We start from the raw sequence: 15,816 nt of genomic DNA, 5'->3' as shown, positions 1-15,816 counted from the left end.
GGGCAAAAGAGGTCCGAAAAGTGATCAATTTCGAACTGGAAACCACAAAGGTAGTGGGTCGTCTGGGTAATGGCAGCAGCTATAAATTTTCGACATTTAACAATACCGTACTGGATCCGATGATTCGTGTTCGGGTTGGCGATACTGCCAATGTCACCATGAAGAACTCGATCGATAGTGCTCATATCCACTTGGTAGACTTCCATGCGGCTAACGGTCCCGGCGGTGGTGCTGCGGCAACCCAGGCTGCACCGTGCCAATCCAAAAGCTTCTCGTTCAAAGCCCTGACGCCGGGACTTTACGATTATCACTGTGCTACGCCTATGGTCGCACAGCACATTACCAATGGCATGTACGGCATGCTACTGGTCGAACCTGAAGGCGGACTGGATCCGGTGGATAAAGAGTTTTATGTCATGCAAGGCGAGCTGTATACGGCGCAACGACATGTTTCAAGCGGTCTGCAGGAGTGTTTACTCGATAAAATGCTTGATGAAAACCCAGACCACATGATGTTCAACGGTTCAACGGTTCAATGGACGCACTGATCTCCACTCACAAGATGGAAGCTAAGGTTAACGACGACGCACGCATATTTTTTGGCGTGGGTGGGCACAACCTGATTTCCAGCTTCCACGTGATCGGTGAAATTCGATCGCATGTACGATCAGGCTTCGTTAACCAGTACCTCTCCTCCCGGTGTGCGACCCATAAACTACCGATTACCTTCAAACCTCACCAATGACTCCATCAGGTACCTGATGCATCTCTGGCCGCCACCATTGTGGGAGCAGATTGCGAACCTGACGTTGCCCGAAACGATCATCAAGCAACACAATCACGCCTGTGTCTTCTGGCGTACGAATCACCCTACCAGCGGCCTGGACCACCTTCTGAATACCCGGAAACAAATAGGTATAGGCGTAACCGTTAGCGTCGCCGAACATCCTTTGCATACGGTCTTTTATTTCCTCGTTGATCGGATTCACCTGGGGCAGTCCCAGCGTGGCAATGAAGGCGCCGATCAGTCTGTCGCCTGGTAGGTCGATACCTTCGCTGAAGGCGCCACCGAGCACCGCAAAGCCAATGCCTCGTGAATGCAAGGTAAAGCGTTGCAGAAAACCCTCGCGTTCGGTTTCGTTCATGCTGCGCGACTGCACCCACACGGGTATGCCGGGATGGGCCCGCACAAAACATTCCATCACCTGTTGCAGATAGGCATAACTGCTGAAAAAGGCCAGATAATTGCCGGGCTGCGCCGCAAATTGATCGGCCATCAACTGGCTGATCGGCTCCAGACTCGTTGCTCGATGCTGGTACCGGGTGGACAGGTTGGCCGCAATGCGTACATCGAGTTGCTGCGCCTCGAACGGTGACTCCACATCCAGCCATTGGCGCTCCGCAGGCAGGCCTAATAAGTCCGCATAATAAGCCGGCGGACTTAATGTGGCGGAAAACAGCGTGCTGCTATGGGCAATGGCAAAACGGGGAGCGAGAAAAGGAGCGGGTACCACATTGCGCAAGCACAACGTAGAAACTTTAGGTGTGCCCCCAGAGGGTAGCCGCGTTATATCAAATAGCGAATGGGGTCCGTAGGCTTCGGCTAGGCGGCAAAACAGCATCGCATCCAAATAGAAGCGTAATAACGCACCGTCATTGCCCGTTGGCTGATCCGTCAAATGATCCGTTATGGCACTGACAGCTTTTTGCAGACTGATAATAAATAGATCCGCAATGGCCGGATACACCTGATACGGCAGTTCCTGATCCTTGTGCAGCTGATTCCAATGACGCCCAACGCGATCCAGCACACTCCTCAGTCCTATTTTAGAAACCTTGCGTAACTCATTGAAACGATTCTGATCAAGCTCTGCGGTATACATGCCCCGGCCACGCTCTATCAAATTGTGTGCCTCGTCCACTAACAGGGTAACCCGCCACCCGTTAAGGACCGTCAGACCGAAGAGTAGGGCTGTCATGTCGAAGTAATAGTTGTAATCGCACACCACAACGTCAGACCAGCGGCACAGTTCCTGACTGAGATAATACGGACAGACCTGATGCGCCAGGGCGACCTTGCGTACCGCTTGTTGATCGAGCCAGTTCAGCTGCAAAGCAGCCTTGCGAGCCGCTGGTAAGCGGTCATAAAAGCCCTGTGCCAGGGGACAGGATTCACCGTGGCAGGCGCGATCCGGATACTCGCAGGCCTTGTCCCGTGCAATATGCTCAAGGACTCGCAGCGGCATATTCGTCTCCTGACTGCGTAACGTCGCCAAAGCATCCAGGCCGAGTCGCCGCCCTGGCGTCTTTGCGGTAAGAAAGAACAGACGATCAAGCTGTTTGCCAGGGAAGGCCTTGAGTTGAGGGAAGAGCGTAGCCAGCGTCTTGCCTATCCCGGTTGTAGCTTGCGCCATCAAGGTTTTGCCATCTCTGGCTGCGCGATAGACGGATTCGGCCAGATGCCGCTGACCTCGACGATAACTGGCGTGTGGGAAGCGCAAGCGCGCCAGACTGTGGTCGCGCTCGATGCGGTGCGCAGCCTCTTGCTTAGCCCAGGCCAGAAATCGCTGGCACTGAAGCTCGAAAAAAATCCGCAGGGTATCGGCACTGAAACGCTCGCGCAGGACCGTCTCCTTCTGGCTGATGACATTGAAGTACACCACGGCAAGATCTACTTCCGGCAGGCCCATTTCCTGGCAGAGGAGCCAGCCATACACCTTGACCTGCGCCCAGTGCAGCAGGCGATGATTGTCCGGTATACGGCTCACGTCACCGCGGTGGGTTTTCACCTCCTCCAGCAGATTCTGATCCGGGTCATAGCCATCGGCACGGCCACTGACTTGCAAGGCATGATAGCTTCCGCTCAGTGTTACCTCGCACTGGTAGCTGGCGCCCCGTCGCGATGCAACAGTGCGATGTCCGGCCATGCCTTCTTGCGCTGTGGGGGCAGGGGTGAAGCGCAAATCCAGATCACCTTCCTTGGCGGTGAACTCACACAGACTGCGTACGGCAACCCGATAATTCATGCCTCTAGCCATTGCACGTGGCAGACATCTACCGGCATGCCATGTTGATTGCAAAAGGCTATCCAGCGGCGCTGATTGTCCTGCAGCCGATCACCCGGGCCTTTCACTTCGATCATCCGATAGCGCTTTTCGTCCGGCCAGAACTGGATCAGATCTGGCATGCCCGTGCGGTTTGCGCGCAGATCCACCAGCATGCGCTGGAACCATCGCTCCAGATGTGCTGCGGGCAAGCAGGACAGGGCCTGTTCCAGCAGTGTCATGCTGATGCCCCAGAATACAAAGGGTGACTGGATACCGAATTTGGCCGCGTAGGTATCGCGGATGACCTGTTGATAGGTGCCTGTCTGTAAACAGGCCAGGGAGCGATTGAATAGAGCCGCACGCCGCGGGTAAAAGTCGGCTGTGTGCAGATCCTGCGGTCCAGTCTGGAACGGATGGAAAAAAGCCCCGGAAAGCGGTGCAAATATCGCATCCCAGCAGAGCAGTCCAAACAGACTGCTGATCAACGCATTCTCCACATAATGCACAGGCGCCTCCGGGGTGGAGATATGCTCGCACACGGCCCGTTCAACCGACCCGTGTTCGGGCCGGGGCAGTGACAGGAGTAGTGTGTTTGCTTCAAATTTGACCTGAGGTGTTCTGGCAGGCTGACCGAGTTTGCGCTGGAGTCTGATCAGTGCCCGTTCTACCAGCTGCTGCTCAGCGTCGCTCTCCGGCTGATTGCTGGCCAATGATGCAAGGACATACGCGTCCTGATAACGCTCGAGCTTTTCCAGAATGCGAATGCAGCGTTGCCGTGCGCCGGCATAGCTGCATTGCTGGTGCACCGCCAGCGCCGATTCGAGTAGGCCTTCGCGCTCAAGTTGACGGGCCAGGCTGAACAGCAACTTGCCATGGCGCTGTTGCAGATAGGCATTGGCACTGGTGAAATCACCAACCCTCTGCAGTACTTTTGTTATCGACTCTCCCCCCTCAAATGCTTCTCGGCACTCACGCAGGTGCAGATACTGGTCCACATCCTCACGGCTGCGAAACCCCCGGGATTCAGGAGAGATACTGACCGATTCGTAGCGAAAGATACCCAGATCGGCGAGGACGAATTCGGCCCATGTTTGGCTCAGGTTACCGAAGAACATTAGGCGCAGCCGATCGCACAGTCCGTTGATCGTCAGGCTGTAGAGTTCTTCCTGCATATCCGGGCACCAGCAGTTGAAAGGGTGGGCCTCGATATGAACGGCGCCCAATGCTTCAAGTATGACGCCCTTACTACTCGCACGGAGAGACTGCGTTAGGGGGAGTTGTGCCAGAATTTCATCCCTGCGCAACAGGCTGAACAAGGTCTGGAGATCGATTGCTTCTTCAGTACGCAACCAGCCCAGTGCGCGCAACGGGCTGGCGGCCAGGGCTATATCGCCGATTTCCGCATAGATCAGCTTGCCTTTACGAAAATGCACACCTTTGCGCATGATCAGCCGCACCAGAAGCGCCTGACTGGGCGTTGCTAACTCACCAAATTGACGAATGAATGTACGTTCTTGCCCATCGAGCAAGTCAGCATAACGTTCATTTACCCAGGCGAGGACAGTGCGGAAGTTGTCCAGATAATACAGCGGTGGGACATCGGGCATAGTAGTAGTTGGCATGCTTGTATTCTACTAGCTATCTATCCAGTAGTCTGCCCTGTGTAACGATATCCTGTTGGCGCCCAGCCGGCGGGTTTGGGGCACCGCTGCAATGAAATGGAGTACAGTGCGTATTATCCATACAGAGAGCTCGTATGGTCTGCGAATTCATCATGACGAGGTGTGCATTGCGTATGGTGTTAGCTCTGGTGACCTTGTTAATTATTGTGTTCAGTGTGTGGTCGGTATTGGCACTGTGGTTCCAGGCGCCCTGGGGCATGCTTGGTCGTTACGGCTTGGTTGCCTTGTGGTTGGCGTGGACGCTACTGGTCTTTTGGCTTTTGTGTAGTGGCTCGGCCTGGCTAGGCATTGCCGGTTATGCGCTCGCCTTTGCTGGCCTACTTGGATGGTGGGGCACGCTCACACCGAGCCACGAGCGGCAATGGGCGGACGATCTCGCGCATATCACCACTGGGGAAGTGCATGGCAATCTGGTTACATTACATAATGTGCGCAATTTTACCTGGTATGGCGAACAGGACTATACGGCCGCATGGGAAACCCGAGAGTACGACCTGACCCAGCTTGAGTCGGTTGATATGGTTACGTCGTACTGGGGTATGCCGGCTATTGCTCACGTTTTGGTTTCGTTTGGTTTTACCGATGGTAAATTTGTCACCTTTACGGTTGAAGTCAGGCGGGAAGTGGCGGAAGAGTTTTCCGAGGTTGGGGGTTTTTTCAAACAGTTCGAACTGGCCATCATTGCTAGCGACGAGCGTGATGTGGTGCATGTGCGCACTAATATACGAGGTGAAGATGCCTACCTTTACCGGGTAGGCCTCTCCAAAACGGCTATGCGTTCACTTTTACTTGCCTACGTAAAGGAAGCGAACAGCCTGGCGAGTAATCCACGCTTCTATCAGACCGTCACGGCTAACTGCACCACGTTGGTATTTACCATGATGCAATCGATCGTCGACGGGCTACCCCTCGATTATCGGCTCCTGCTTTCCGGATACCTTCCGTCTTATGTTCAGAAGATGGGTGGGCTCGAGCCGGGCTATCCGTTACAAGAGCTACGCGAAGCGGGGCGGATTACCCAGCGGGCCCAGCAAGCGGGACGCAACGATGACTTTTCTATGGTCATTCGTCAGGGTGTGCCCGGCTGGCGCTGACCAGTATTCCCCAGAGCGCATTGATCGCTCAATCAAGCTGCTCTAGTCGCGGGCCGCTATCGAACTGAAGCGGGGCTTCTCTCATGTGGCCGACCAACTGCGGGTTGCCGCAGCGTTGTTGCGCAGTGCTCCACACAATGGTGAAGCGGCAAGACTGGCCGCGGAGGCTGCTGAGGCGGCAGAGTGGCGCGCAGTCGATGAGGCTTTGGTGCTGGCCGAAAGCGCCGCCGCATTATCAGTGACTGGAGCCCAGCCCATTAGGCTTTAGCTGCGTGCTCGTCTGACTGTGTCGCTCATCATAATTCCGGCCCAACGGGTTTGCGGCGATGAGTCCAATGCCAGTTTGGCAATCATGGTCAAGGGTACCGCTAGGAGCATGCCGATCGGACCGAATACATAGCCCCACAGCAGCAGTGAAATGAGTACCACCAGCGGCGATAAACCCAGACTACGGCCCATCAGACGGGGCTCCACAATGCTGCCGATGATCGTATTCACGGCCACATAGAGCGCTAGTACCAAAAAACCCTCTACAAAGCCTATACCCATGAACGCAATCAGCACGGCGGGAATGGCAGCGATGATCGATCCAATGGTGGGAATGAAGTTGAGTAATCCCGCAACAATCGCCCAGAGCACAGCAAAATCCACACCCAGGAAAGCCAGCCCCAAACCGACAATAGCCCCAGTAGCGGTGCTTGCGGCGGTTTTGATAACTAGGTAGCGATATACCGAACGTAAAAATCGTCTCCCACGCACCCGTGCACGACGCCTGCCGGGGAAGGCTGCGTTAAGTTTGCCGGCAAAAGTACGTTCTTCTAAAAGGAGGAACATGAAGGCCAGCAATACCAATAAAGTACTCGCTGTAAACTGCCCCAACCCCCCGGCCAACTCACGTGCAATACCGGTGATGGTTGCCGTCGCAGGAAGCGGCATCGTAGCTGGTAGCAGTTCCGCCGGCAGCCCTCGGGCCGCAATCAACTCACGCAGTTCGACCATCCAACCGGCAAAGCGTGCCTGATAGGCTGGTGCCTGGGTTGCCATACTTTCAGCTGCACCCTTGAGCGCGAGAAACAACAAGAAAAAAGTCAGTCCCACCACTGAAAACAACACAAGAACAGACAGCGGTCCTGGCACGCCCCGGCGCTGCATGCCAGTGAGTGGTGGCGCGCATATAATCGCCAGAAATGCCGCTAGCAGAAAAGGCGTGAGAATATGACTGATCGCCTTCAAGCCGCCCAGCACGATGACCAGCGCTGCAGCACTAAGCAGCCACTGCAGAGCGGTGGAGTAGGAGCGGGTATTGGCTTGTATCGGGGATTGCATGGTGAACCCTGTCAATGGAAGCAAAAATGAGTAACGCGGGCCTGACCGCAGCCTGCAATGGCGCCATCATAGTGGGAAATGGGGCGTGACTGTAGAGCGGGGGAGCAAAATGCTGGTGCAGAACAAGCAGAGCAAAAAGTAACGAAATGTCATTGTCGATATTTTACGATCCATAAATTAGATACTGCCATCGACCGATCAGATAAACACAAATTTTTGGAGCCTTTTAATGGACAAATCTATGGATTCCCACATGCGCGCCACCATTAACGAAGCCCGTACCGGTCTGGCCGAGGGCGGCATTCCCATTGGTTCGGTGCTGGTTCACGATGGCAAGATCATTGGCCGAGGGCATAATCGGCGGGTGCAGCAGGGCAGTGCGATTCTGCATGGGGAGATGGATGCACTAGAGAATGCCGGGCGACTTCCTGCTGCGGTGTATGCCCAATCCACGCTTTACACCACTCTTTCGCCCTGTGCGATGTGTTCGGGGGCGATTCTACTGTACGGCATTGCGAAGGTGGTGATAGGTGAGAATCAGACCTTCATGGGTGAGGAGCAGTTGTTGCGTTCGCGCGGTGTGGAAGTAGACGTGTTGCAGGACGCCGAGTGTATTGCGTTGATGCGTGACTTCATTGCTGCCCAGCCTCAGTTGTGGAGCGAGGACATAGGCGAGGACGGCTAAATCATTGGCACGCTGCCGCCTGGCAGTTTAATGAGCGTGTCTTTGGCGTGTTATAGAGTCGGCTTTGCGCACTTTCCTGTCGCCGGATCTCTTCGCGTTTCATACTCAGGTACTCTTCGGGTTCGAGCTCACGCAGCTGCGGGTAATGTTCGACCGCACTCTGCCAATGGGCCAAACGCTGTTCCAACTGCCCGGCCGGTGGAGTTCCCAAGGCGCTCAGGTAAGCTTCCACTGCCAGGTAGTAACGCATGGTATTGCGCTCAATGACGCCGCGCATACCGTCTATATAGATCGGTTTGTCGTTTTCGTTATGGCCGGTAACGCTGAAGCCGCGCTTGTCTCGACCCAGGCTGGTCAGATAGCCGCGCATGGCCAGGTTCGCCGCTAATCCATACGTATAGGAATAGGAAAGGTGCAGAAAGCTGCGCTCGGCATCAAGCGCTACTACCTGAAGATCTATGTTGTAGAGACTGGTGCCCAGCGGTCCTTCGTCGGCATTGAGTTGCACCTTGAGGTAATCAGCGGTAGCTGACACTGCCCTGTAATCGAATTGGAACAGAGCTGCTTCAGCCAGCGGCTGTTCAATTTTGCGCCCGATGTGGATGTTCAGCACTTGCTCCGGCTGGTCGGATGAGGCGAGACAGCGCTTAACGTTGAGATGCAGAATCAGAATGTCGCACCAGTTGTTGCCATCTTGCAGCGCTGCACCCACCAGGCTAAAAGGTTGGTCCAGTACCGCATAGATATCACCTTGCAGGCGTTCTTCAGTCTGTTGTGATTGCAGGTGCAGGGGGCGCTGGAAGGGATTACTGGCCAGTTGCGGCGCAAGTTGCTGGTGCATCGCCCGCAGCGCCATTGCGGGGTCCTGGGCATAGGCCGACAGCATTGATAGCGCCATAAACAAGGCTAACCAGCGAACGCCTGTCACAACCAATAGGCCCACAAGCGCGCAAACTGTTCCTTACCCCGATTGCGCAGGGGTCGGCTGCGCCAGGCGTCCAGGGTGATGCTATCGGATTGCTCTATGTCGCCGAGAAAGGCTGCGCGCATCTCGGTGCCGAAGTCGCCGCCCAGAATCACTGCATTCACCTCTTGATTGTGCAAAAAACTACGCCAATCGAGGTTGGTTGAACCTATGGTCGACCAGACGCCGTCTATGACGGCTGTTTTGGTATGTAGCAGGGCGCCGCGACGCTCGTAGATTTTGACTCCGGCCTCCAATAATTCGTGGTAAAAGGCCCGCCCAGCATGGAATACCAGCCAGGAGTCCGTGCTGCTGGGCAACAGTAGACGTACATCGACACCGCGAGTTGCGGCGTTTTTTAGTGCAGAGAGTAACTGCGGATCAGGAACGAAATAGGCATTGGAGAGCCATATCTCGCTTTGCGCGCTGCGCAAGGCAGAGATCAGAGTGACGTATATCAAGCTGTACTGATCGTCCGGTGAGCTGCCGATAGCACGCACGATGGCGTCACCTCGGTGCTCTGTGCCGGGGAAATAGTCGAGTGGGATCAGCCCGTCGCCGTCCTGTTTATTCCAGGTTTGAATGAACAGCTTTTGCAGATCAGCGACTACTGGACCTTCGATTTGCAGGTGCGTGTCTCGCCAGGGCAGTTCACTATTGTGCGGCGCATGGCTTGCACCGATGACCGAACTGCCTGAATAAACACTGCTGATATTGACGCCGCCAAGAAAGGCAATGCGCCCGTCGACGACCAGAAGCTTGCGGTGGTCCCTTTGGTTCACAGTCCAGCCGGCTTTGGCCGTAAGCGGATTGACCGGGTTGAACTCACGTATGTGCACACCAGCTTGCGTCAGACGCTCGAAAAATGCTGCGGGAGTGTAGAGGGTTCCGACACTGTCGTAGATCAGATTGACTTGCACGCCAGTGCGCTGCTTGGCAATAAGTGCGTCGGCGAAACGCTGACCTATTGCGTCGTCTTCAAGTATGTAAGTCTCCAGATTAATATGATCGCGTGCGTTAGCGATGGCTTCTAGCATCGCTTTATAGGTGTCGGGGCCATCCTGCAGTAATTCGATTTTATTGCCCGTGGTCAGTGGGCTGCCGGCAATGGATGCTTCTACTGCAAGGTGCAGATCAAAAATATCGGTTTCGGTGCCGTTGACCTCTAAATTCTTGAGTATAGCTTTGCTTTGTGTGGCTGATAGGGGGCCGTGCGGGCCGTCGAGTTGCGCGGGTGCAGTTCTGCCACGGGCCATATCCGGGGTGAGTTCGGGTAAGGAGCTACAGGCTGTAGTCAGCAAGCAAAATGTTGTCGTAATACAGACAAGAAACCATCGGTTACGCAAGGTCATCGGGCTCCGTCCCAAGCACGCTGGGGTTGTTAAGTGGGCCGGGATGGCCGGAATGTTTACGCGTTTTGCGCGCTCTCTAAAGGATGATCAACATCTCTAGACCGATGGGCTTTCAAGTTTGACACCCTTTAGGTCTCAAGAGTTCATCGCTCCTCCTAAGACCTGTGCTTTTGCGGTCCCGCTGTTGGCGCTGCTTGGTAGATAAGGGCTGAAGGAGATAATCCTTGTGGAGAAGTTCTGCTGCGGATGCGAAGTGAACTTCAGTGAAAGTGCTAAATCCTCCGCGTCGAAGCCGCGGCTCCTGCAGGTATTAAAGTTCTTTCTGGGCTGGCTCACGCTGCTCTTGCCGGCTGGTTAACAATAGGAGTGTCTGCTGGAGACTGAAATGCTCAAGCCGCGGGAAGTGGAGACCATTGACGATGCCCAGCGTATTGTCGAGGAGCGTGGCAAATACATGAACCATGAAAAGTTTTTCTCCTTGCTGGATCATGGTTTCGCATTTTGCGATGTTGTGCTGGGTTGGGATGTGAAAGATCAAGGCGTATCTGCCGCGGGCCGTAGCCAATGGTAACGACCTGGAAGCGCGATTGAAGATGCTGGTGGCGTCGAGCATGGGCGCCACTGCGTTTCAACGTGGGTTGGACGCTATGCATGCGCTGGCGCATCCACTCAGGGCGCTCTACGATGCGCACCACGGCACGCTGAATGCCGTGCTTATGCAGTATGTGCTCGAGGCTAACCGGACCAGCATAGAAGATCGAATGGACGTGTTGGCACGGTATCTGCGGCTCCCTACGCCCGGATTTGATGGGGTGCTGGAGTGGGTGCTGGCGTTGCGCAGAGATATAGGCATTGTTCATACTCTTGCGGAACTCGGTATGGATGAGGCGCGTGCCGACCTGATTTCACAGATGGCTGTGATCGATGGCGCTGCAGGTACCAACCCCATCGTGTTTGAGCAATCCACATACCGTAAAATCTTTATAAACGCAGTGAGAGGTCAGTTGTAACTACATGAAAATAGGTCTTTTACAATGTGACGATGTAATGCAAACGTTGCAGTTCGAGCATGGCAACTATCCGCAAATGTTTGATGATTTATTGCGCGCTCAGGTACCGGATCTTGAAATGGTGGTTTATCGCTGCATGGATGGCGAGTACCCGGCACGTGCGGGTGAGTGCGATGCCTATTTGATCACGGGGAGCAAATTCGGGGTGAATGATGGGCTACCCTGGGTTGACGTCCTCGAGGACTTCATTCGTCAGTTGTGGGAACACCGTATGCCGCTGGTGGGTATCTGTTTCGGTCATCAACTCATGGCCAAGGCGCTCGGAGGGGAGGTCGGCAAGTCAGTCAAGGGTTGGGGTGTCGGAGTTTCATTCAATCAGGTTGTGATGCGTAAGAACTGGATGGATCCGTGGCAGGAAAAGCTCGATCTGATCGTTAGCCATCAGGATCAAGTCATCCGCTTGCCTGCCCATGCCGATGTCTTGATCAGTAGCATCTTCTGTCCCTATTACGTGGTGCAGTACGGCCAGCATTTCATGAGTGTGCAGGGTCACCCGGAGTTCTGCAAAGACTATTCACGCGCTCTAATGGATCTGCGCAATGGTGCAATACCGGACGCTCGCCTGCGCGAAGGCCAGGCATCGTTGAGCGCAGCGGTGGATGCCGATGTGATGATGCGCTGGATGTTCAACTTTCTAGCTCAGGCGTCGCGTACGGACATGTCGGGATGAAATGACTTGGCATACGGCGATCAGTCGTTAAACTTGGCTTATGATCAATTTAAGCCATGACGTGCAACTGGGTGACTGGGAAGTGGAGATAACGGCTATCCGCTCCCAGGGTGCGGGTGGCCAGAATGTAAATAAGGTTTCCAGCGCAATCCACCTTCGCTTTAATATCAATGCCTCCAGCCTGCCGCCTTTTTTCAAAGAGCGGTTGCTTGCGCTGTCTGATCAACGGATTACCAAGGAAGGAGTGATCATCATCAAGGCGCAGTCTTACCGAACCCAGGAAATGAACCGAGAAGATGCAGTAAAGCGTCTGCAGGAACTGATCAATGGAGCCGTGACCGTGCAGAAGCGCAGGCGTCCCACCAAGCCCACCAAGGGCTCACAGGCTAGGCGTATGGACAGCAAAACCAAACGCGGCCAGCACAAGGCATTGCGTGGTAAGGTAGACATGTAGCGGGCTGTTACAACATGCCTCCATCTTAATCCTCTTCGTCGGCCTCGCTCATGCGCTCGCGCCGCTCGCGCTCTTCTTCCATAACCGCCTTGATCTCCTGAACCACAGAGTCGACGTCAGCTGCTTCGTCACTTTCTTCAAAGTGGCCGGTCAGCTCGGTATCGGGCGTCAGTTCACCTTCTTCGTAAAGGGCCCACATTTCCTTTGCATATTTCGTGGCAAGCAGGTCGGGGGCATATTGACCGTAGTATTGAGTCATATTGTTGATGTCACGATCGAGCATCGAACGGGCGTTATTGTTCGCCGCCGCATCCACGGCCTGGGGCAGGTCGATAATGACCGGGCCGTAGGCGTCGACCAGTACGTTGAATTCCGATAAATCGCCGTGTACCAGACCGGCGCAGAGCATCAATTTGACGTAGTGCATGACCACCGAGTGGTCCTCTCGGGCCTGCTCAGCGTCCATCGATACGTCATTCAGACGCGGGGCTACGCCGCCCTCGTCATCAGTGACCAGCTCCATCAGCAGTACGCCTTCGAAACAGCCATAGGGTTTGGGTACCCGTACGCCTGCAGCGTCCAACCGGTAGAGTGCGTCCACCTCAGCGTTCTGCCAGGCTTCTTCCTGTTGCCCGCGACCGAATTTGGAGCCTTTTTCCATGGCGCGTGAGCGTCTGGAGTTTCTGACCTTGCGGCCTTCCTGGTAGAGCACCGCCTGTTTGAAGCTGCGTTTGGCGGCTTCCTTGTACACTTTTGCGCAGCGGATCTCCGAACCGCAGCGCACCAGAAAGACAGCCGCCTCCTTTCCGCTCATCAGCGGACGGAGCACTTCGTCAATCAAGCCGTCTTCAACCAGGGGTTCTAAGCGTTTTGGGATTTTCATAGCGCCCTTATACCTCAAATAGACGGTCTATGGGTACTTTAGCGGTGACTTAAACAAACCATTCGGCAATTGCCGCCTGTGTTATGGCGTCCCGCTGAGCGGGCCTGGGTGCCCAATTGCGCCAGGATTGGCCAGCACTCAACAGAAACTCGAATAATGGCAAATGTTGGCGCAGCACGCGGCGCTTGCGATGTGTGATTACCGGGTTAAAGTAACCAAAATAGTCAAGCATTTGACGGGGGTTCTTGCGTACCCAAAGCCAGGAGCCCATTTCCAGGGTAAACGGCAGGAATATGTTGTCAGGGTGTTGCTCGACTGATTCGTCGTACAGGTAGTCCCACAAGTCGCCGTGGGTGGTGTAATGAACCGACTGCGGCTCGATAATGTACGGATGGTGATTCGGATAGGTGTTCTGATACAGGCGCTTGAGCGCAAGCACTTCGGCAATGTGCTGGATGGGCCGGTGGCTGCGCGCATAGCTGCACCACAAACGGTCCTGGCGGCCGAAGCCACTGTGACAATCGATACTCATGGAGAAGGGCGCGCTGAGTAGCCGATCGCGTACAGTTGCGACCAGCGCGGCGGATTCAGCTTCCATGGGCTCACCCAATTTGCCTCGATACCAAGGTAATCGGGGGCTTATCCGGTGACCGCTGACCAGCCAGGGGGGACTTCCCATGGCGTCGATGGGTGCATTGCGCATCAGGTCCACACCGTTGAGGTTGCTGCGTTGCTGGTGCCAGATACCACCGGGATTGATCATGGGCATAAAGACCAGGCGTATGCGCTCAAGCTGCCGGCGTAATTGATCGTCCCAGTCCAGCCGGTGAATCAGGCTGTGCAGCCAGGACAATAACACCTGGGTGCCGATACGTTCGACACCGTGTACACCCCCAAAAAATGCAATGACCGGCACCAACGGTGATCGGCTGCCCATTTCAATTACCTTGATCGGAATGTCGATGCCCTGAATATCTACCCGATGGACGGTTTGCCAGCGCAGGTGGCGCGCGCCTAAGTGCAGCAGTTCCTCCAGTTGCAGATGTTCGGGAAGATGACGATGAATCTGCTGTTGAACCGACTCCGGGGAGTGTCTGGGCATGAAGGAGGGCACCGCTGCTAATGTTGACCGCAGCGTGACATTGATGCGTTGCAGACAGATGACAGCCAGATATCAGTCCACCAAGGCACCATTGATAATGGCTCGTAGTTCCTGACGAATCTGATAGCTGGAAGAGGGTATCAGCTGTGTCATGAATATCATTATTACATCCTCCACCGGATCGATGAAGAAGTTGGTACTGGCCATGCCGCCCCAGCCGTATTCCCCAATCGAGCCATTGGTATGTGATTTGGCAACGTCGGTTTTAACCGAAAAGCCCAGCCCAAAGCCTGAGCCCTCATAGGGTGTTTCGCTGAATGCGCCTACTGATACGCCAGGCAGATCTTGATTACCTGGCAGGTGATTCAGGCGCATGAACTCCAGAGTCTTGCGCCCGATGATGCGCGCGCCCTGATACGCGCCACCGTTGGCCAGGGCCTGAGCAAACCGATAGTAGTCATCGATGGTCGATATCAGGCCGCCGCCGCCGGAGAGGTAGCCATGAGCTTTGGCAAAGGACGAGTCCTGTGGGTCATCTTGCAAGCTGAAACGATCGCCCGGTTGATACTGATAGCAGGCGGCAAAACGACTGAGCTTGTCTTGGGGAACGGTAAAAAAAGTGTCCTGCATGCTCAGTGGCGCGAAAATATGTTTGGCAAAATAATCTCCCAGGCTCATGCCCGAGAGTACCTGGACCAAATAACCGACCACATCAGTAGCCACGGAATAGTTCCATGCGGTCCCGGGCGAGAATTCCAAGGGCAAATGTGATAGTTCATCAACTAGGCGTTCGAGAGTCAGTCCGGCACCTCCATCCAGCTTCAATGAGCGGTAGGCAGCGTCTACATTGGTGCGGTTCATGAAGCCATACGTCAGTCCTGACTGGTGCGTTAGCAAGTCGCGTATGGTCATTGGCCGAGTGGTCGGAGTTGTAAGGTACTGTGGATGAAGGCCTGCCTTGTATACGCGCAGGTTTTGCCATGAGGGTATGTATTTGTGAACCGGCTCATCGAGGAGAAAGCGACCTTGCTCGTAGAGCTGCATCATCGCAATGGAGGTTATCGGTTTGGTCATCGAGTAGATGCGAAATAGCGTGTCACGCTGTATCGGCTTGTTGCGTTCCACATCCATCTGGCCCTGGGCGTGCAACCAGCAGATCTTGCCGTGGCGCGCCACCAAGGTCAGTGCGCCCGGCAGTTTGCCTGGTTGGATATAGGCTTGGTCGATATGGGTGGCGATACGGCTAAGACGGTCGGTGCACATACCAGCGATAACAACAGACTCAGACATGTGGGTATCCGTTAGGTCAGATGAAAAAGAAGAATAGATACTACCTTGTATCGGTGCTTTTTGGGGCTTTGGTATCGTCGCGAATGCCTTGCCAGATAATTGCGTGATCCGCTGACGAGCCCAGTGCTGAAATATACTTTGTAACCGTTCTCCAGGCCTCTTGTGCGAGAAGGGTGAGACCCTGTAAGAATGTTAAA

General features: G+C 54.8%; 16 protein-coding genes. 8 read left to right on the top strand and 8 right to left on the bottom strand.

Annotation, left to right across the window (positions count from 1 at the left end; genetic code table 11):
* Positions 1 to 20: 20 nt before the first annotated feature.
* Positions 21 to 548: a multicopper oxidase domain-containing protein gene (locus ACJAXR_RS05145; protein ID WP_415057181.1), complete on the top strand. Its 528-nt coding sequence runs from the start codon at positions 21 to 23 to the stop codon at positions 546 to 548.
* Positions 549 to 728: 180 nt separating this feature from the next.
* On the opposite strand, the gene ACJAXR_RS05140 is transcribed toward ACJAXR_RS05145, so the two are convergent.
* Both ACJAXR_RS05140 and ACJAXR_RS05135 read right to left on the bottom strand, forming a co-directional pair.
* Positions 729 to 3,026, bottom strand: coding sequence for an ATP-dependent DNA helicase (locus ACJAXR_RS05140; protein ID WP_415057180.1), 2,298 nt, complete (start codon positions 3,024 to 3,026; stop codon positions 729 to 731).
* The gene (locus ACJAXR_RS05135; protein WP_415057179.1) at positions 3,023 to 4,669 is read right to left on the bottom strand and encodes a VRR-NUC domain-containing protein; all 1,647 of its coding nucleotides are present in this window, start codon (positions 4,667 to 4,669) and stop codon (positions 3,023 to 3,025) included. The genes ACJAXR_RS05140 and ACJAXR_RS05135 overlap by 4 nt, the downstream gene beginning before the upstream one ends.
* 173 nt (positions 4,670 to 4,842) lie before the next feature.
* Between ACJAXR_RS05135 and ACJAXR_RS05130 the strand changes: the two genes are divergently transcribed.
* On the top strand, positions 4,843 to 5,823 hold the full coding sequence (locus ACJAXR_RS05130; protein ID WP_415057178.1) for a DUF4105 domain-containing protein: 981 nt from the start codon (positions 4,843 to 4,845) through the stop codon (positions 5,821 to 5,823).
* A gap of 85 nt (positions 5,824 to 5,908) precedes the next feature.
* Complete coding sequence (locus ACJAXR_RS05125) at positions 5,909 to 6,091, top strand: hypothetical protein (RefSeq protein ID WP_415057177.1); 183 nt, start codon at positions 5,909 to 5,911, stop codon at positions 6,089 to 6,091.
* On the opposite strand, the gene ACJAXR_RS05120 is transcribed toward ACJAXR_RS05125, so the two are convergent.
* Entirely contained in the window at positions 6,088 to 7,149 is a 1,062-nt protein-coding gene (locus tag ACJAXR_RS05120; protein ID WP_415057176.1) for an AI-2E family transporter, read from the bottom strand. The two genes, ACJAXR_RS05125 and ACJAXR_RS05120, sit on opposite strands and share 4 nt — an antisense overlap.
* A gap of 241 nt (positions 7,150 to 7,390) precedes the next feature.
* Between ACJAXR_RS05120 and ACJAXR_RS05115 the strand changes: the two genes are divergently transcribed.
* Entirely contained in the window at positions 7,391 to 7,834 is a 444-nt protein-coding gene (locus ACJAXR_RS05115) for a nucleoside deaminase (protein WP_415057175.1), read from the top strand.
* A gap of 1 nt (position 7,835) precedes the next feature.
* Here ACJAXR_RS05115 and ACJAXR_RS05110 read toward each other — a convergent pair whose 3' ends face one another.
* The gene (locus ACJAXR_RS05110; RefSeq protein WP_415057174.1) at positions 7,836 to 8,732 is read right to left on the bottom strand and encodes a hypothetical protein; all 897 of its coding nucleotides are present in this window, start codon (positions 8,730 to 8,732) and stop codon (positions 7,836 to 7,838) included.
* 26 nt (positions 8,733 to 8,758) lie between these two features.
* Entirely contained in the window at positions 8,759 to 10,150 is a 1,392-nt protein-coding gene (gene cls / locus ACJAXR_RS05105; protein WP_415057173.1) for a cardiolipin synthase, read from the bottom strand.
* Positions 10,151 to 10,535: 385 nt separating this feature from the next.
* On the opposite strand from cls, the gene ACJAXR_RS05100 reads away from it, so the two are divergent.
* The 4 genes from ACJAXR_RS05100 to arfB are packed head-to-tail and all read left to right on the top strand — an operon-like array spanning position 10,536 to position 12,344.
* Positions 10,536 to 10,721 carry a hypothetical protein gene (locus tag ACJAXR_RS05100; RefSeq protein WP_415057172.1) on the top strand — a complete coding sequence of 62 codons (186 nt, stop codon included), beginning with the start codon at positions 10,536 to 10,538 and terminating at the stop codon, positions 10,719 to 10,721.
* A 22-nt stretch (positions 10,722 to 10,743) separates the two neighbouring features.
* Positions 10,744 to 11,160, top strand: coding sequence for an iron-containing alcohol dehydrogenase (locus tag ACJAXR_RS05095; protein ID WP_415057473.1), 417 nt, complete (start codon positions 10,744 to 10,746; stop codon positions 11,158 to 11,160).
* Between the two features lie 37 nt (positions 11,161 to 11,197).
* Positions 11,198 to 11,890, top strand: a complete 693-nt coding sequence (locus ACJAXR_RS05090) for a glutamine amidotransferase-related protein (RefSeq protein ID WP_415057171.1) — start codon at positions 11,198 to 11,200, stop codon at positions 11,888 to 11,890.
* 40 nt (positions 11,891 to 11,930) lie between these two features.
* The gene (gene arfB, locus ACJAXR_RS05085; RefSeq protein ID WP_415057170.1) at positions 11,931 to 12,344 is read left to right on the top strand and encodes an alternative ribosome rescue aminoacyl-tRNA hydrolase ArfB; all 414 of its coding nucleotides are present in this window, start codon (positions 11,931 to 11,933) and stop codon (positions 12,342 to 12,344) included.
* Positions 12,345 to 12,369: 25 nt separating this feature from the next.
* Here arfB and ACJAXR_RS05080 read toward each other — a convergent pair whose 3' ends face one another.
* The 3 genes from ACJAXR_RS05080 to ACJAXR_RS05070 form a co-directional block, all read right to left on the bottom strand.
* Positions 12,370 to 13,227 (bottom strand): PA4780 family RIO1-like protein kinase, encoded by an 858-nt coding sequence (locus ACJAXR_RS05080; protein ID WP_415057169.1) that lies wholly within the window; start codon positions 13,225 to 13,227, stop codon positions 12,370 to 12,372.
* Between the two features lie 49 nt (positions 13,228 to 13,276).
* Entirely contained in the window at positions 13,277 to 14,329 is a 1,053-nt protein-coding gene (locus ACJAXR_RS05075; RefSeq protein ID WP_415057168.1) for a M14 family zinc carboxypeptidase, read from the bottom strand.
* A 72-nt stretch (positions 14,330 to 14,401) separates the two neighbouring features.
* Positions 14,402 to 15,619 carry a serine hydrolase domain-containing protein gene (locus ACJAXR_RS05070; protein WP_415057167.1) on the bottom strand — a complete coding sequence of 406 codons (1,218 nt, stop codon included), beginning with the start codon at positions 15,617 to 15,619 and terminating at the stop codon, positions 14,402 to 14,404.
* Positions 15,620 to 15,816 lie beyond the last annotated feature (197 nt).

The sequence above is a fragment of the Halopseudomonas sp. genome (assembly GCF_047631575.1).
Lineage (GTDB): Bacteria > Pseudomonadota > Gammaproteobacteria > Pseudomonadales > Pseudomonadaceae > Halopseudomonas.
This window is presented reverse-complemented; position numbering and strand designations above follow the sequence as displayed.